The organism is Bacteroides sp. 1_1_14 (assembly GCF_000162515.1).
In the GTDB taxonomy this organism is placed as follows: domain Bacteria; phylum Bacteroidota; class Bacteroidia; order Bacteroidales; family Bacteroidaceae; genus Bacteroides; species Bacteroides thetaiotaomicron.
In genome coordinates this window covers 565,063-583,297 of sequence record NZ_GG774704.1, presented here as the reverse complement: position 1 = coordinate 583,297, position 18,235 = coordinate 565,063, and the positions used below count along the sequence as shown (strand labels likewise).

12 protein-coding genes are annotated in these 18,235 nt (G+C 43.9%); 4 read left to right on the top strand and 8 right to left on the bottom strand.

The annotated features are described in order from the left end of the window. Nucleotides 1-233: 233 nt before the first annotated feature. Nucleotides 234-1,274: an N-acetylmuramoyl-L-alanine amidase gene (locus HMPREF9007_RS15635; protein WP_008761152.1), complete on the bottom strand. Its 1,041-nt coding sequence runs from the start codon at nt 1,272-1,274 to the stop codon at nt 234-236. Between the two features lie 121 nt (nt 1,275-1,395). Between HMPREF9007_RS15635 and HMPREF9007_RS15640 the strand changes: the two genes are divergently transcribed. Further along, on the top strand, nt 1,396-2,676 hold the full coding sequence (locus HMPREF9007_RS15640; RefSeq protein WP_008761151.1) for an O-acetylhomoserine aminocarboxypropyltransferase/cysteine synthase family protein: 1,281 nt from the start codon (nt 1,396-1,398) through the stop codon (nt 2,674-2,676). Between the two features lie 213 nt (nt 2,677-2,889). After that, nucleotides 2,890-3,657, top strand: coding sequence for an MBL fold metallo-hydrolase (locus tag HMPREF9007_RS15645; protein WP_008761150.1), 768 nt, complete (start codon nt 2,890-2,892; stop codon nt 3,655-3,657). 850 nt (nt 3,658-4,507) lie between these two features. Here HMPREF9007_RS15645 and HMPREF9007_RS15650 read toward each other — a convergent pair. The 3 genes from HMPREF9007_RS15650 to HMPREF9007_RS15660 form a co-directional block, all read right to left on the bottom strand. Beyond that, complete coding sequence (locus HMPREF9007_RS15650) at nt 4,508-5,605, bottom strand: OmpA family protein (protein WP_008761149.1); 1,098 nt, start codon at nt 5,603-5,605, stop codon at nt 4,508-4,510. Between the two features lie 123 nt (nt 5,606-5,728). Next, nucleotides 5,729-8,422 (bottom strand): hypothetical protein, encoded by a 2,694-nt coding sequence (locus HMPREF9007_RS15655; protein WP_032850294.1) that lies wholly within the window; start codon nt 8,420-8,422, stop codon nt 5,729-5,731. A 368-nt stretch (nt 8,423-8,790) separates the two neighbouring features. After that, nucleotides 8,791-9,738 carry a site-specific integrase gene (locus HMPREF9007_RS15660; RefSeq protein WP_008761147.1) on the bottom strand — a complete coding sequence of 316 codons (948 nt, stop codon included), beginning with the start codon at nt 9,736-9,738 and terminating at the stop codon, nt 8,791-8,793. A 230-nt stretch (nt 9,739-9,968) separates the two neighbouring features. Between HMPREF9007_RS15660 and HMPREF9007_RS15665 the strand changes: the two genes are divergently transcribed. Continuing rightward, nucleotides 9,969-10,697 carry a hypothetical protein gene (locus tag HMPREF9007_RS15665; RefSeq protein WP_008761146.1) on the top strand — a complete coding sequence of 243 codons (729 nt, stop codon included), beginning with the start codon at nt 9,969-9,971 and terminating at the stop codon, nt 10,695-10,697. Between the two features lie 474 nt (nt 10,698-11,171). Here the strand turns inward: HMPREF9007_RS15665 and HMPREF9007_RS15670 are convergent, their stop codons facing one another. From HMPREF9007_RS15670 to HMPREF9007_RS15685, 4 genes are read right to left on the bottom strand one after another with little or no spacing between them, the layout of a single operon-like run. Next, complete coding sequence (locus tag HMPREF9007_RS15670) at nt 11,172-11,780, bottom strand: TetR/AcrR family transcriptional regulator (protein ID WP_008761145.1); 609 nt, start codon at nt 11,778-11,780, stop codon at nt 11,172-11,174. Between the two features lie 9 nt (nt 11,781-11,789). After that, complete coding sequence (locus tag HMPREF9007_RS15675; RefSeq protein ID WP_032850335.1) at nt 11,790-13,157, bottom strand: TolC family protein; 1,368 nt, start codon at nt 13,155-13,157, stop codon at nt 11,790-11,792. A gap of 6 nt (nt 13,158-13,163) precedes the next feature. Next, nucleotides 13,164-16,361 (bottom strand): efflux RND transporter permease subunit, encoded by a 3,198-nt coding sequence (locus HMPREF9007_RS15680; RefSeq protein ID WP_008761143.1) that lies wholly within the window; start codon nt 16,359-16,361, stop codon nt 13,164-13,166. 18 nt (nt 16,362-16,379) lie between these two features. Next, the gene (locus tag HMPREF9007_RS15685) at nt 16,380-17,522 is read right to left on the bottom strand and encodes an efflux RND transporter periplasmic adaptor subunit (RefSeq protein ID WP_008761142.1); all 1,143 of its coding nucleotides are present in this window, start codon (nt 17,520-17,522) and stop codon (nt 16,380-16,382) included. A gap of 154 nt (nt 17,523-17,676) precedes the next feature. Between HMPREF9007_RS15685 and HMPREF9007_RS15690 the strand changes: the two genes are divergently transcribed. Further along, nucleotides 17,677-18,235 (top strand): hypothetical protein (locus tag HMPREF9007_RS15690; protein ID WP_008761141.1); only part of this gene is annotated, 559 nt, incomplete at its 3' end.

Genomic DNA, 18,235 nt, shown 5'->3' with positions numbered 1-18,235 from the left:
TAGACGTTAAGACGAAACGTTTACAAAAAACGTACCCGATTCACATCGCAGCACCGTCACAACACAAACACAAAATAAAACACGACAAAACTACTATGCAATCTTCCTGTTATGCCGGGGAGGCATATTCACTGACTCATATATATTCGCATACCTACAAGCAGCCATCAGGCGATTTGCACATATATAACATCCCGATTTTCGTTTTGTTCACGAAAAAAAGAGATTGAAGTTTATTTTCTCCCTTTAAAATCTTTCAGAAAGCCTTCCATCAACCATTTGGCAAGGGCCTGACGGTTGGAATCCATCACCAGTCTCCGCTGGTCAAATGTATTCTGTATATTCCCCAGTTCGACAAAGACAGAAGCAGGAGTAGTGTGTGAAAGTACATATAAATTGCGTCCGCTCACCGTTCCGGAAAAGCCGCGGTTCGGCTGATGCTTTCCATATTTGGATTCGAACGTATCTTTCATATTGTTTGCCAGCCGTTTGCTTTCGGCTTTCTTATTAGAATGATAGAAAAAGACATCTGTCTGCTTTTTTTTGCTGCGACTGTCTACATGGATGAAGATAGCGCGGCAGTAAGTATAGTTCTGACGGTCTTTCCGATAAAGAGCATTGATTTTGTTACAACGCTGCTGAAGACGCTGCACCTGATTCAATGGAATCGGGTCGCCCATACAAGTCTCACGCTTGCTGTTAGAGAGGTAAGCGTCATTACGGATACCATCTTTGGCATCCTGAATAATGATATGCACTTCCGCCCCTTCCTGCATCAGATTCCGGGCGAGACGAAGTGCAATGTCATAGGCATATTCGTCTTCGTGAAGTTCGTGCTTCCCTACCCGTCCGATGGCTCCCGGATCAGGACCGCCATGCCCGCTGACTACATAGAAGCAGGCACCTGCCAGTCGGTTGGAAGTGACCTTTACATTCGCCAGTTGCTTACCGAAAAGAGGTTCATGAAGAGTGGTTCCTATTTTCGAAGCCTTTGAGGATTGTTTTCTTGCCGGTGTCTCTTTATCAGCCGCCGTCGATCTCTTGACAGGAGGAATTGTATATGTCACCCCCAGTTTCAGCACATTTCCTTTCCCCAGCTTTGCCTTATTCAGTTCCACAAAATCATCGTAATATTTCTTTGGAGCACGGTTGTGACGCAGCAAAAAAGTAGAAATCCCCTCACCTGCTTTTGGAGTAGCTTTTTGTTGCGCCTGCACATCAGCCAACGAAAGAAGAAAACTAATTAATAAAAGAATATAGAATCTTTTTTTCATATTCGACTACTACCTTATCAGTATCATTTCACTTATAAACAGGACAAAAATACAATTATTTTCCCTACTTTTGCCCCGTTAAAACTTTTTTTGGCAATAAAACTTAAAACCCTATATCATTATGGCAAAACAATTCAAACCCGAAACCTTGTGCGTACAGGCCGGATGGACGCCTAAAAAGGGTGAGCCGCGTGTGCTGCCCATCTATCAGAGTACAACTTTCAAATACGATACCAGCGAACAAATGGCACGCCTTTTCGATTTGGAAGACAGTGGTTATTTTTATACCCGCCTGCAAAACCCGACCAATGACGCGGTTGCCGCCAAGATTGCCGCCCTTGAAGGTGGTGTAGCTGCTATGCTTACATCCAGCGGTCAGGCAGCCAACTTTTATGCCATTTTCAATATCTGCCAGGCAGGAGATCATTTCGTTTGTTCATCCGCCATCTATGGAGGAACATTCAATTTATTCGGTGTCACCATGAAGAAACTCGGCATCGACGTTACATTCGTTAATCCGGATGCCAGCGAAGAAGAAATCTCGGCAGCTTTCCAGCCTAATACGAAAGCACTGTTCGGAGAAACGATCTCCAATCCTTCTCTCGAAGTGCTGGATATCGAAAAGTTTGCCCGTATCGCACACAGTCACGGAGTGCCTTTGATTGTGGACAATACATTCCCGACTCCTATCAACTGCCGTCCTTTCGAATGGGGAGCAGACATCATCGTTCATTCTACTACCAAGTACATGGACGGACACGCCACCAGCGTAGGCGGCTGTATCGTCGACAGCGGCAACTTCGACTGGGATGCCCATGCAGACAAATTCCCCGGACTCTGTACACCGGACGAATCTTATCATGGTCTGACCTATACAAAAGCATTCGGCAAAGGCGCTTACATCACCAAAGCAACCGCACAACTGATGCGTGACCTCGGCAGCATCCAAAGCCCGCAAAATTCTTTCTTACTGAATCTTGGACTTGAAACACTGCACCTGCGTATGCCTCAACATTGTCGTAACGCTCAGAAAGTAGCAGAATATCTTTCTAAGAACGAGAAAGTGGCTTGGGTTAACTATTGCGGCCTGCCGGATAACAAATACTATGCACTGGCACAGAAATATATGCCGAACGGCTCCTGCGGAGTAATCTCCTTCGGACTGAAAGGCGGACGTGATGTATCTATCAAGTTTATGGATTCATTAGAATTTATCGCTATTGTGACTCACGTAGCTGATGCCCGTAGTTGTGTGCTTCACCCCGCCAGCCATACTCACCGCCAGTTGTCGGATGAGCAGCTGATGGAAGCAGGTGTACGTCCCGACTTAATCCGTTTGTCCGTAGGTATCGAGAATGCGGATGATATCATTGCAGATATCGAGCAGGCATTGAATGCGTAAAAGCTGATTACTATCAGATAACAAACAGCAAAGGCACAGGATATTTTGACTCTGTGCCTTTCTCTTTTCACCAATGCCTCATCCCTTTCTTATTTACTGCCTATTATCCTCCTTCTCAATAAGAAAGTTAATTTCCAACAGAATATGTTTAATCACGAACTGATAAATCGCTATAGATGTTTATCTTTGTAAGGAACCAAACTCTGTATAGATATGAAAAAGATTTTATTAGTAGCACTCGCGCTGTGCCTTTCTTACGGATTTGCTTATTCCTGTTTATTCAATAATTCAATTAATCTGACCACAAAGATGCAGAACTTCGAAACGGATTCGTTTACCACCAAGAACGGGAAAAGCCTGAAGATCACTTTCTTTAAGCATGCCAGCTTGTTAATAGAATATGCTGGAAAAAAGTTTTTTATTGATCCAGTCTCTGATTACGCAGACTTTACACAGCAACCGAAAGCTGACTATATCCTGATAACACATGAACACCATGATCATTTCGATACCAAAGCGATTGCTGCTATCGAAACTCCGGATACAAAAATTATTGCCAATCCGAATTGCCAGAAGATGCTGGACAAAGGACAAGCCATGAAAAATGGTGATATACTGCAAATTACACCCGAAATCAAACTGGAAGCAGTACCTGCTTATAATACAACTCCCGGTAGAGACAAATTCCATCCCAAGGGACGTGACAACGGATATATCCTCACTGTGGGCGACACCCGGATTTACATTGCCGGAGACACGGAAGATATCCCGGAAATGAAACAAATAAAGAATATCGATATAGCCTTTCTACCTGTCAACCAACCGTATACGATGACACCGGAACAAGCTATACAATCTGCTAAAATCATTCAACCGCATATTTTGTATCCGTACCATTACGGAGATACGAATATCAATGAAGTGAAGGACGGATTAAAAAACGAAAAAGAAATAGAAGTACGTATCCGTGCTTTACAATAAAAATTCATGGAGAGATGCAATCCACACTTTTATATTAGGACAATATATTATCATGAATATATTTGCACTGCATACTTCTCCGTATGAAAGGACTGTCTCTCCATTCACATTGAGATACGTATAACTGGACTATCTACTTTACATTGCTCACTTTCATCGTGGTCCAAAAGCGAATACATTCGGAATTTTAGAGACCAAATATCCATTCTCAGGATAGGAATCAATCAACATTTTCTTCTTTTTATTTCAACAGAATCTCCGTCAAATAGAATAAACTCGGCAAAGATGACGATTTATCCAATGAATAATTTCGTACCGTATATCAGTTTCATCACAGAATCCATTTTCTGACGATAGTCCATCAATAGATTGATAAATTACAACTTCATTCTTTGGATTCATATTTTTATGGATCAATGCTTTATAGTTTATTTTTATTCGATATTCTACAAATGTAACAAATTCTATCCTAACCTATAAACTTTGCGACTGATTATTTTTTGAGATTCAAAATACCTTGCAGATAATACATCGGAAAAAGAAAAATGCAAAAAAAGGACGTTCCCAGGGAAAAAGGGGAAATAGGAACGTCCTTTGAATAGAGTTGGCGAAAAGTCCGGTCTTTCACAAGTGCAGACCTTTCCTCTTTTCACTAAAATAAACTAAGGATGTGGGGAAATCCTTAGTGGGAAATACGATTATCAACCACTTCACAGAGGTGTATAACCGCAAAGTAGTCGCATTCGGGAATTTAGTATCAATGATACCTTTTATTAATTAAGATACTTTCGTTCCAATGAAGCAACATTATTTTCTTATACGTCATACAACATTTTGTTTATACAGTCGTTTATTCAGCAATACAAATACTTACACGGTTTTCTTCCGGTGTTTTGTATGGCTGAACAGTGTCTCCTTTAGAGTCTATAATAATTCTATCGGTCGATATTCCTTTAGTCTTCAAGGCATCAGCTACGTTAACAGCTCGCTTATCAGACAATGTCTTATTGATTCGAGAATTACCGGTATTCACATCCGCATAGCCAGTCACTTGTACTTTTGCAGATGGATTCTTTTGCAAATATTCTGCTAACTCATCAATCTTGGATTTTTGATCATCTTGAATACGTGCTGAGTTCAAAGCAAAGAAAATATCCTGTTTCATAGGCTGTACTGTTACCACTTCTTTTTTAGGCTGCGGTTGTTCTACCACAGGAGCAGGTTTCGGTTGCTCTGCTACAACAGGTTCCGGTTCGTAGTATACAGGTTTGGTTTCTGTATAGCCTTTACCAAATTTTATATTCAAACCTACCAAAGCGTTAAATTGCCAGTCGGAATTACCAGCTTTCTTTGAGTTGAACTTATCAGACATCACATTGGCATTGCCTTCGATGTTAATAGCCAAACGGTCGTTCAGACGTAAGTTGCATCCTAAGCCGAGACGTCCTGCTACAAAATTCTTATGATCTTTCCAAAGGTATTCCATCTTGTAGCCATTCGTGTTAAGCGCAATAGCCTCATCATTGTCGAAAGCATGGTTGAGTCCTACACCAATAAATGCATAACCATTGAATACCCTCTTGGGGGTGAAACCACAAAACAGTGTGCTAAGGTCAGATACGATATCCACATTACCTTGCAAGTATTTAAACTGATAATCTTGTCGTGGAGAAACCCATCTTCCTTTTGCCTGCCATCCACTGACACCTATTCGTGCCCGCCATGCAGGAACAAACTGGTAGCCCAGATTGATTGCAGCAGCCGGAGATATAAGATCGGCAAATTTGGCTTCGCCAACTGTATGAGCTGCGCCAACTTGAACTTGCATAAACCAATGAGGTTTAAATGTAGTCTTTCCTTCTTCTTTGATTTGCCGTTCTTGTGCGGATGCCACCGTTCCACCCAATATTAAGACGAATACAGTTATCCACAAATTCTTTCTATTCATATTTATCTCTTTTCTTTTTAAAGAGAGAGCATCCCCCTAGGAATGGAAAGGGATGCTCTCAGATCAAAGTTATCATATAAATCTGCGGCTTCGCCCAAACAGACTTATACTAGAGTATTGTTATTACTTTGCTCTCGCCTTGATCGGAACAAGAACTTTAGATTGAGTTGTTGCCCCCCATTTATCAATAACAGTAATAATAACATAACTGTCAGTTCCTGCTATATCATTTTGGATATCGGCCATCTTATCATCTTTCAACTTAATTGTAATTTTCTTGTCATAAGAAGCGACATCAATCGAACCAGTACCTTCATGATCTGTTTCACCGTCTGCAACTGAAATGGTCATATATCCAGAAGCTACTTCACTTAATGCTACTTGATATTTGCTAACTCTAGTTTCACTAGACCAAATAATTTTTGCTCCAGACGCCTCTTTCCATTCAACATTAGAACCTATCGTGAAATCAAATGACTTGTTAGTCATAGACAATGTATTCAAATCCGCACCAATTTTAGTAACATTGTCATGTTTACCTTCTTTAATCGGTGACTTAACAGTCAGATTATACTCATAGCTATAAGTAGCTAAACGTTCATTGCCAAACGGAAGATAAGTAGAGACAAATTTACGTGTAGAGTATACTCCTGCATTGTCTTTATCAGCTACACCGTCACCGTCAGGTTCAGGTTTTTCATCTTTCATCGGTGCTACACTGATTTCATCTTCATTACCAGTCAACCATGCATCGGCTTTCTTACCATCAAATTCAGGTATTGTTTCTTCAAATGTGATGTGGCTAGCATCCTCTGCAGATACTACTTTGAATAACTTATTCAAGTTATACAGAATATGGTCTGCTGAGCCATTTAACTTACCAAATACCGTAGCTTCAGTCTTTGTGGCCTTATCAAAGTATGCATCTAATGGTTCAAACTTAAAGATTGCATCATTGTCTTGTTTAACAACTACCTTAAAGTCAGCAGAATACACTACCTTGTCAGCATCATTCTTATCAATAATGTTCAACTTAACATTGTGAGATGTTGCAGCGACATTTTCAGGATCAAATTTAGCTACTACATAGAACTTAATACCATCTTTATAGGTAGCTTCACTAACAAATGGAATCTTTTCACCATCAATGTCAGTTGCTACTAATTCGAATGTCACACTACCATCTTCATATTCAAAATCTTTTCCGTTAACACGAATCTTGCCACTAGTATAGGCTATTCCTTCTTTCGTATCAAGCGCAATATTGTAATGTCCTTGTCTGAACAAATCTTTCATATTTGTTACATCAGAAGCAACCCATTGCTTTTTAGCATCCGGAGTGATAGTCCAGGCCATATCAGCAACAGTGAAGTTAAGTACAATATTTTTAAATGAGATAGTCATATCAGCAGTTGCTTCTGAGCCATCATTTTTCAGATAATGAACAGTCACTACCAAGTCACCTTCTTTATCTGCATAAATAGTTCTGGCAGCAGCGTCAAACTCTACACCCATCAATTCAGCAGTACCTCTATTAGCACCTTCGATAGCATAATAGAAATCTACAGCATTATTCATCTTGTCTCCTACAAGTTCATCTAAGTTATGTTTTGTACGATACATTGCTTCTACACTAAAGGGATCACAAGTCTGTGCAGCACTGCTAGCTTTTACCTTTATTGCATAATCAGAAAGAATTTCTTTACCAAAAGCATCTTTTGTAGATAAAGCATACGCATACTCGTTACTACCTTCAAGATCACTGTAAGCTACACCATCAGCAACAGCAATGCTCAAATCAAATACACCTTTATTAGCTGTCGGTTCTTTGTCGGCTGCACGTGATAACGGCTCCTTGCTCATATTATTAGCTACATTTGAAATCTTGTAGTTAGTATTACCTTTAGAATCTGTCAGCCCAATAGTATATGCACCAAGTTCAAGATCAACAGGATTGATTAATGCAGTGACAAAAGCACTTTTTGAAGTCAGTAAATCGCCTGCAGTATATTTCACTCCGTTAAATTCGAAATCTTTTTTAGCACGTCCGTAATACATATTAATATCAATGGCAGTAGAAGGAACTTCAATCTTATTGTTTGTGATTGTTATCACCTTCATACTTGAAATCTTGTCAGCAGATGGCAAAATAACAGTTTGATCAGTATATGAACCGTCAGCGTTTTGAGATCCTACATGAAGTACCCAGTTCGGACGGTCTGTTCCTTTTACGATATATACACTTGTCTGTGCGTAATCTCCCTGTACAAGTTTGCCTGCTGTTGCATCCCAGAAATACCAGTATCCGTCTTCTCCGATGTAAGGTGATTGTCCATCTTTACCGTCTTCACCATCCTTACCGTCTTCGCCGTCTTTTCCTGGTTCACCGTCTTTACCATTTTCAACTTTTGCAAACCAGCCAGTTGGTTTTTCATCGATCAGCCATTCTCCTGTTTCCGGATCAATAGTAACCTTTGAGCCCGGAGCACCATCAGCACCTGCTGCGCCCGGAGTACCTGCTACACCCGGAGCACCTGTATCCCCTTTATCTCCCTTGTCACCTTTGGCACCATTTACAATTTCATAAGATTTGTCATCGTTAAATGTAATCTTGAATCCCCCTGCAATAGGTTCTACATTTTTAACCCACTTACCATTATCAACAAACTGCTGCAAACTTTCGATGCTGGCTTTGTTTGCATCAATCTGGGTTTGCAGATTGTCTATGTCATCATCGTAGTCCTTACAGCCTACGTAGGTGACAGTTGAAAGCGCTAATGCTCCGAAAAACATCACTCTAATAAATTTTTTCTTCATAACTACTTAAAAATTACATTAATAATATATTATTAAACACTAAGTTTCAATAACACCTTCCCGTTACTTTGTAGGTAACGGGAAAGCGTACTTTTCCACCCCGACAGAGGCGTCTGCGGACTACATTCATTGAATAAGTAAAGAATATTTTTAACCCCTGCTCTCAGACGATGGCAGAGGGGAGGGAAATCTTTTGCAAAAATTAAAGACCAAGCCGTGTTCTTCTCAAAAAATCCGCAGTTTTATTCTGTGTGTTTCCTTTTTTTAGTAGTTTATCAGAAAAAATATCATTTTTGTTTGCATGTTTTCCAAAATATACCCATATTTGCAGCGTCTTTTCTTCCCGTTACCTACAAAGTAACAGTTCTCTAATTCAAGAACTTACCTGCACTATAGACCTTCTTTAAGGAAGAAATAACCGCTACATTCGCTTCATCAATTTTCTTATTCTTGAAAGGTTTCAGATACGTTTCCGTCACGGTGATGGAAGAATGCCCCATCGCTTCGGAAATAACACCGGGATGTACCTCACAATAGTATGCCATCGTAGCCCAGGTATGACGGGCAGTGTACGAGCTTACTTCAGATGTCAGTCCCAAAACCTGTTTCAAAATCATTAACTGATAATTAAAGTTGCGCAATGCCAGCTGATATTCCTTGTAAGCAGCTTCCGTTCCCTCTCCACTGGTGATCAGCGAAAAAAGATAGGGAGAAGCAGGATCGGTATTCATATACCGTTTGATCAGCTTCATAGCTTCCGGTACAAGAGTCACTGTTAATAACCTGCCGGTTTTTCGACGGCGGTAAGTCATTACATTCCCATCGATATCATGCTTTTTCAGATAGGCAAGATCCACAAAAGGAATCCCACGAAGTAAAAACATTAAAAAGAAAAGACCACGAGTACGCTGTAGTTCCTTGTTGTCCTGACACAGCTGTTTCGGAAGTTCCTTCATCAGACGCTCCATGTCTTCCTTATCCAGCGCACGTTTCCTGTCCGCGCGCGTTCCTGTATAGACATACCGGAAGTGATGAGGCACATAAGGCGCAAGATGGCGGTCGACCGCACGGTTATACACTGCACGCAACGTACGCATATAAGTGGAAACTGTATTCCAGCTACAGTTCCTGCCACGCAGATACGATTCGAAACTTTTAAGAAACTCCTGACTTACTTTCCGGAAAGGAAGCTTATCACTTCCATGAAAGGCAAGGATTGCACTCAGGCTACTCCTGTAAATATGGGCAGTCCCAAAATTCCCACTTTCCCGCAGCCTATCGGCTACTTCCTTCATAAACGAAATTAAATTCCCCATTTTCTACTGATTTAAATAATACTCAAAAGATACGTTCGTAGAGAAAGCCGTTCCCTTACCCACTCTGCTTTCCCCAGTGTTCTTTGTTTTTCTATTCTCTAAATACTAATAAGACAAAGATAGAAATAAATTTGTTCGGTGACCGAACCGTTTCATAAATCTGTTTTATAAAGGAAAATAAGTGACTTATACTTATTTTTCATACTTTTGTATGCAACAAAGAAGTAAACATGGAACAATCGAAGAATAAACGTGCACGCCGTACCCGCGCCGAACTGGAAGCGGACGTGTTTGATGCCATCCGGCAGTTAGCAAGTGAAAAAGGTCTGGCGCAAATTACCTTTACGGATATTATGCAAAGAGCCGACATACAAATGTCCGTCCTGCTCAATAACTATAAGAATATTGAGCGGTTGCTGGATAAGTACGCATACATCTCTGATTATTGGCTACACGATTTATTCGATGAAGAACACCCTACAGACAAAGCCAACGAGGACATCATGAAAAGCACCTTAAAGGCTTTGGCAAATTACTTATATGACAATACCGATATGCAGCACTTGCTAGTGTGGGAACTCGAAGCAGACAATTCGACCACAAGACGTATGGCACGAAGCAGGGAAAAGCATTACAAAGTGGCTATAGAAGAATACAAAAATTTGTTTGAAGGAACGGGTATCCCAATTGATATAATAGCGGGACTTCTTACTGCCGGGACATATTACCTGATATTACACCGTAAGCGTTCCACATTTTTTAGTGTGGATTATCAGCGGAAGGAAAATCGGGAACGCTTGTACAGTACACTTGAATATCTTTCCGGTCTGGTGTTCTCCGCGCTCAAAGAGCACAACCAAACCATAGAGATAGCCCGCAATTTCAAGCAGAAAGGTATAGCGGATGATGTGATAGCAGAATGCACGGGTTTGTCTGTCGATGTGGTGAAAGGGCTTTAGATTGATCATTTGTCAAGTTTTCATACAGAGACAAAGGATAGCCCAGCCGCTTTTACCAAACAAGCGGGAAACTACATTATTAGAGATTGAGCGTTTGAGGCAGCCATAAAATAGCAGGCATAAGACAGATACCACTATACTGCTATCCGATTAATACATAGCATGATACAAGTTGCTATATTCTCAAAGTATTCTCATGCCTTTGAGAAAAAATTCTCACCATAGTGAGAAAAAGTTCTCATGCCTTTGAGAATTATTTCTCAATGCGATGAGAAAATGTTCTCACTGTGGTGAGAATAAAAGCGTTTATACTAACCTGCCAACGGTTAACTGCCTTTCTGCTTATCTCCGGGTTTAATTGACAAGATTTAAAAAGCAACTTAATATATCACATGATCGGGAATTTCAGAGAATAACTCATTTCAAACAAATAAAAAGGCGTGCCTGCTTAAAAAGCAATACACGCCCTTCCTTTCATACACAAACATTGAATTTATCCAGTTTCAGGTGTTCGTCAATATACCGAATGCCGTCCACCTCAAAAAGTCCTCGTAAGAGAGTATGGTTCAGCGCACGCTGAACAACATACGGAGTACCTTGCAGGCAACTCTGATAAATAACCTCCTGCAAATCTGCCGCAAAGCGATCCGGATCGACTCCCGGAAGCAGGTAACCACAGATTTTACAATGCGTCAGTACGTCGATAAACTGCTGCAACCAAAAGGCCTCTTCCCGTTTGAAGGAAGCGCTGTAATCTTCGTTCGCGGCGATATCCAGCAATAAAGTCTTTCCTAACGAATGCAATAGCGTGAGATACCCGTTCACTGTGGCAAAAAGCACCTGCATACACGAACTGTCCATCCGCATCTGACTTTGTTTCAGACAACTTCTGATCCCGTTGGTGAAATCAGAAAGACAGATGCGGAACAGACAAGTCTTACTGGGGAACAGCTTGTAAAGCGTACGCTTCGACATCTTCATCCCCTTGGCTATGTCATCCATGGTCAGTCCGTCAGCACCGTGCAGATACATCTCGTGTTTGGTGTATTCGATTATCTGACACCGTACTTTTTCAGGATTCATACTATCCTCCTACATCCGGCCTCCGCCCAAAGCCTGATACAGTGTAATCACGCCCTGGATTTCGGTAAAGCGATTGGCTACCTGTGAAAGTCTGGCGTTCAGCAATGTCTGCTGTGCGGTCAGTACTTCCAGATAAGTAGTATTATTACTATGTTCCATCAACAGACTAGTGCTTCTGGCAGCAGTCTGCAAAGAGGTGATCTGCTTATCGTAGAAAGCGGATTTCTCACGGGCCGTCTGATATTGCACCAGTGCCTCGTTTACTTCCACACCTGCGTTCAGCAATGTCTGTTCAAAGCTGAGGCGGGCTTCTTCCTGCTGTGCCTTCGCTATTTTCAGCTGGGCGATATTCACTCCCTTGTTAAATAAAGGTTGTGTCAGTGAAGCCAGGGCAGAAGCAACGAATTTGCCCGGATTGATGATCATGCTACCGGCACTGTTTGTCCATCCGGCACTCCCGCTCAACGTGATGGAAGGATAGAAAGCGGCACGGGCAGCATTCGTCGTATAGAACGCCTGCGCTAAAGAAAGCTCCGCGCTACGTACATCCGGACGGTTGGAAAGCATCTGCAAAGGAATCCCTACGGAGAAGTCTTCCGGCAACTGCTGGTTTTCCAGTTTGCCGCGTTGTATCTTGTGAGGTGTTTCCGCCAGCAACAAAGCCATTGAGTTCTCCGTCTGATTGATTTGTTCTTTCAGGTCGAGCACTGCCGTACATATATTATAATAGGTGGCTTCCGTCTGAGCTAGTCCGGCTTCGGTCATCATACCGGCCTTCTTCATGGCACGGGCTGTCCGCACGCTCTCTTTCCATGCCGCTTCGGTGGACACGGAAATCTCATATTGAGCGTCGAGCATCAGCAAGGTATAATAAGTATTTGCCACGGCAGACACCAATTGCGTCTTCACCGCCTGTTCATACTCCTTGCTCTGCTCATAGGCCGCTTTTGCCCGACGTTTGGCCGTGGTCACCTTTCCGAAGATATCCAGTTCCCACGAGGCAGTCACCGGCAATGAGTAGGTCTGTGTCGCTTTGCCACGGTCGAAGCTGCTCACAGCTCCCTCCGGTGCGAGAAACAAAGAGGGCAGATAAGAAAGCTTGGATGTCAGCAACGAAGCCTCCGCTTCTTTCACACGGAGATGCGCTGTCTGCATATCCGTATTCCGTACCAAAGCCGAATCGATCAAATTCTGCAAATACGAGTCAGTAAAGACCTCTCTCCACGAGAGATTACCGAAGTTCGCCGTATCGGCGGAAGCGACGGTTTCGCTTCCATAAAGTCCTTCGGGGACTTCCGATACAGGTTTGTATTTATTGTAGATACCGCAACTGCTCAACACGAGCGTTGCTGCGGATAAGATTAATATTTTCTTCATCATCAATTATTTTTTTCCTGCTTTAGATTTTTCTTCTTCACTCACCTTGATTTCTTCCTCGATCTGCCAGTCTTCCGTAGGTCTGCTCTGCACAGGGCGTAAGCGTTCCTGCAACCACTGGAAAGCGATAAACAAAGTAGGCACGATGAAAAGTAATGCCAGCGTACCGATCGTCATACCACCGACTACACCCGTACCCAGCGAACGGTTTCCATTGGCTCCTACACCGCTGGACAACATCAATGGGAACAGACCGAAGATCATCGTCAACGCTGTCATCAGAATCGGACGCAGACGGGCTTTGGCTGCACTTACCGCAGAAGCGATCAGTCCCATACCTGCCTTACGGCGTTCGGCAGCGTATTCGGTCAGCAGGATGGCCGTCTTTGCCAACAGACCGATCAACATAATCAAACCTGTCTGCAAGTAAATGTTATTTTCCAGTCCGAACATCCATGCGAAAAGGAAACTTCCCATCAATCCGCAAGGCACACTCAGAAGCACGGCGAACGGAATGATAAAGCTCTCGTACAATGCACTCAGAATCAGATAAATCATCAGGAAGCAGATACCAAAGATGATCATAGTCGTACCGCTTTGCTGATTTTCCTCACGGGTGATGCCTCCGTAATCATAGCCATATCCCTTGGGAAGAGACTGTACGGCTGTTTCCTGTACGGCCTTGATAGCGTCTCCCGTACTATATCCGTCTGCCGGCATCGCATTCACGGCGATAGAATTGTACATATTGAAACGGCTCAGCGACTCTGCACCATAGCTGCGTGTCAACGTTACGAACTGGCTCAGCGGAGCCATCTCTCCGTTCGACATACGTACGAAAGCATTGTCCAGTGAGGTTTCGTCCAGACGGAATTGCGGGTCTGCCTGAATCATGACTCTGTATACTTTAGAGAAACGGTTGAAGTTGGACACGTACTGACCGCCATAATAACCGGACAGTGTACTCAGTACCGCATCCGGTGTAATGCCTGCGCGTTTACACTTGGCTGCATCCACCTCTACCGTCCACTGCGGATAGCGCACGTCGAACGTAGAATATGCCATCGCAATTTCCGGACGCTGGTTCAATGCTCCCAGATATTGCTGGGTAGTGGTAAAGAATTCGTTGATATCACCGCCCATCTTATCCTGCATATGGAGTTCCAGCGCATTACCCATACCGTAACCCGGAATCATACCCGGCGAAATAGCGAAGACACTGGCATCCTTGATATCGGCCGTACGACCGTACACCTGACCGATGACTGCCTGCACATTATCCTCATCATTCGGACGTTCGTCCCACGACTTCAATTTCAGAATCAACATACCGAACGAGCTTCCCTGTCCTGCCAGCAATCCGTAGCCGGCCACTTTCTGCACGTGCTTAATCTGCGGAATATCCATCAGACGCTTTTCGATGCGTTCCATCACTTCGTCGGTCGTAGTCAGCGAACTACCGGCCGCCGTACTTACATTGACGAATACCACACCCTGGTCTTCGTCCGGCACCAGACTGGTCTTTGTCGTGTTCATCAGGAATACAAGCAACACTACGGAGCAAACGAGCAGCGACCATGCCAGCCATCTGCGTTTGATAAAGATCAGTACCACATTCTTGTATTTCTCTATCAGAATATCGAAAGCCGAGTTGAATGCTTTACGGAAACGTGCCGCAAAGTTATTCTTCTGCGTACCGTCTTCATTGATATAAGGTTTCAACAGCAACGCACATAATGCCGGACTCAGCGTCAACGCATTAATAGCGGAAATACCAACGGCAACCGCCATCGTCAGACCAAACTGGGTATAGAACGTACCGGAAGTACCGCCCATGAAGGATACCGGAATAAATACTGCCATAAACACCAGCGAAGAGGTGATAACAGCATTACTGATACCTTTCATTGCATCGATACTTGCCATATAGGACGACCTGTATCCCACGTCGAAGCGTGCCTGCACCGCCTCGACGACAATAATGGCGTCGTCCACCACCGTACCGATGACGAGCACGAGCGCAAACAGCGTGAGCAGATTGATACTGAATCCTGCCACCGCCATGAAAGCAAACGTACCGATGAGCGAAACAATGACTCCCACCAAAGGAATCAGCGTAGAACGAAAGTCCTGCAAGAACACATATACCACCAGAATCACCAGGATAATCGCCTCGATCAACGTCTTCACCACCTCATGGATAGAAGCGAACAGAAAGTCGTTCGAGCTCATCATCTGTGTCAGTTCCACTCCTTTCGGGAGGTCTTTACGGGCTTCTTCAAGGAATTTATCAATGTTCTGGTTTACTTCGGTCGCATTGGAGCCCGCCGTCTGAAACACCATGCACGAAACGCCCGGATGACCGTCCATTCCACCGTGATAAGCATAGCTATCCTGTCCCAACTGTATCTCGGCGATGTCTTTCAACTTCAGGACCTCACCATTGTCCGTAGAACGAATGACAATATCTCCAAATTCTTCCGGAGTGATCAGACGTCCTTTATATTTCATTGTATACTGATAGGTTTCGTTCGAGTTTTCACCGAATGAACCGGTGGCCGATTCGATATTCTGTTCGGCAAGCACACCGGTGATATCCGATGGAATCAGTTTGTACTGGGCCATCACGTCCGGCTTCATCCATACACGCATGCTATATTCACCTCCCATAATCATCAGGTCGCCTACACCCGAGATACGCAGAATCTCCGGTTTCAGATTGATACTGATATAGTTGGAAAGGAAGTTTTCATCGTAGCTATCGTCCGGACTGGAAAGCGAGAACATCTGCAGGATACTTGTCTGACGTTTGGAAGTAGTCACACCGACCTGCGTTACTTCTGCCGGAAGCTGTCCCGTCGCTCTCGACACGCGGTTCTGTACGTTGACCGCTGCCATGTCCGGGTCTGTTCCCTGCTTGAAGTACACGGTGATACTCACTGTACCGGCATTGGTGGCGGTAGAAGTCATGTAAGTCATGTCTTCCACACCATTGATCGCTTCTTCCAAAGGAGCAATCACACTCTTCTGCAAAGTTTCCGCACTGGCGCCATAATAGGTGGTACTCACCATAATGGTCGGCGGAGCAATATCGGGATATTGTTCGACGGGCAGACTGAACAGCCCGATGATACCCACAACGACAATCGTAATAGAGATGACTGCCGATAATACGGGGCGTTCAATAAAGGTTCTTAAATTCATGGATGATTCCTCCTTTGTTTAATTTTCAGTAGTTGTCGTAGATGCCTGGGCAGTCTTTGCCTTAATCGGAGTACCTTCACGAAGCAATCCTACGCCTTCCGCCACAATCACATCGCCCGAAGCCAGTCCTTCATCCACGATAAATTCGCGGCCGCCGTTCACACGGGTCACCTGCACCAAGGCAGATTGCGCTTTGCCGTCTACTACCTTATATACATATCTCTTATCCTGTATTTCGAACGTAGCTCCCTGCGGAATCACCAAAGCTCCCGTTTTCTGTACCGGAATCACTACGTTACCCGCACCGCCGCTGTGCAGCAGTCCGTCCTTATTAGGGAAAACGGCACGCAGGCTGACAGTACCCGTCGAACGGTCAATGACTCCGCTGATAGACTCGATCTGTCCCTGTTCGGGATAAGCCGATTTATCGTTCAGCTGCAAGTCGATGGCGGGCATACTTTTCAGCACCTCGTCTTTAGAGCCATACTGGCGAATCAGTCCCAGCAACTGGTTTTCCGTCATTGAGAAGTAGACGTACATATCCGAATTGTCGGAAACGGTGGTCAGCGGTTCGGGGATACTGGAACTCACCAACGCACCTACGCGATAAGGCAATGTACCTACCACTCCGTCTGCCGGACTCTTCACTACCGTATAAGAAAGGTTATTACGGGCGCTCACTTCTTGTGCCTTGGCCTGCGCCAGTTGCGCTTTGGCAGCCAGAAGAGAATTTTTTGCCGTACTCAGATCGAAAGCGGAAACTACATTTTCCTTATACAGTTCCTCTTTGCTGTCGTAAGTCAGCTGTGCCGTTGCCAGAGACGCTTTGGCTGACTCCACATTCGCCACTGCCGTCTGCAGGGCTGCCTCATACGGCACTTGGTCGATGATGAACAGCGTCTGTCCGCTCTTCACCCGCTGTCCTTCGGTGACACTGACTTTTGTCAGCGTACCGCCTACCTGTGGATAAATATCGATGTCCTGACGTCCGCGGATAGTCGCCGAATAGGCACTCGAAATCATCCGGTCGGTCGGAGAAACGGTCATTACTTCATATCCTGTTTCCATTTGTGTGAGTGGAGCTTGCTTACAACCTGTAGCAGCAACCAGACAACCGAGCAATAATAGCCCTTGCTTCATTTTACATACCTTTTTACTCATTGTGTTACCTATTAAAATTTTTGATCGCGGCAAAGGTAGACTCTTTTCACCACAGAAAACTGGTCATAGTGTTTAGAGTTTTGTTCATTTTCGGAACAATATGAGCGATATTTAGTGAAAAAGTCCTATTTTTGCCCACTAAATAAGAATAGTTATGATACAGAGAAACTCTACCCTTGCCGTTCTCCGGGAATCATTTGTTGCCGGAAGCGATGAGAATTTGTCACCTATCATGCATCACCTCTGGAAAATGGAAGGGGGTGCCATCTATTTCTGCCGCAGTGGATGGGCACACGTCACCATCGATCTGAAAGAATACGAAATCGTCAAAAACACTCAGGTGGTACTGCTGCCGGGAAGCATTATCCGCATCAATGGCAGCAGCAGTGACTTCACAGCCTCCTTTTTCGGATTTCCCAAAGATATGTTTCGGGAAGCCTGCCTGCGGTTAGAACCGACCTTTTTCCGCTTTATGAAGGAAAGACCGTGCTATGTGCTTCCCGATAAGGATACCGGAGCAATCAACGGATTGATACAGGCGGCAACTGCTATTTATAATGATCGCGAGAACCGTTTCCGCAACCAGATAGCCAAGAATCATCTCCAATCCTTCATGCTGGATATTTACGATAAATGCTACCGCTACTTCGACAAACAGGAAATAGAAGGGGGAAGCCGGCAGGACGAAATCTTCAAGAAGTTTGTCGCATTGG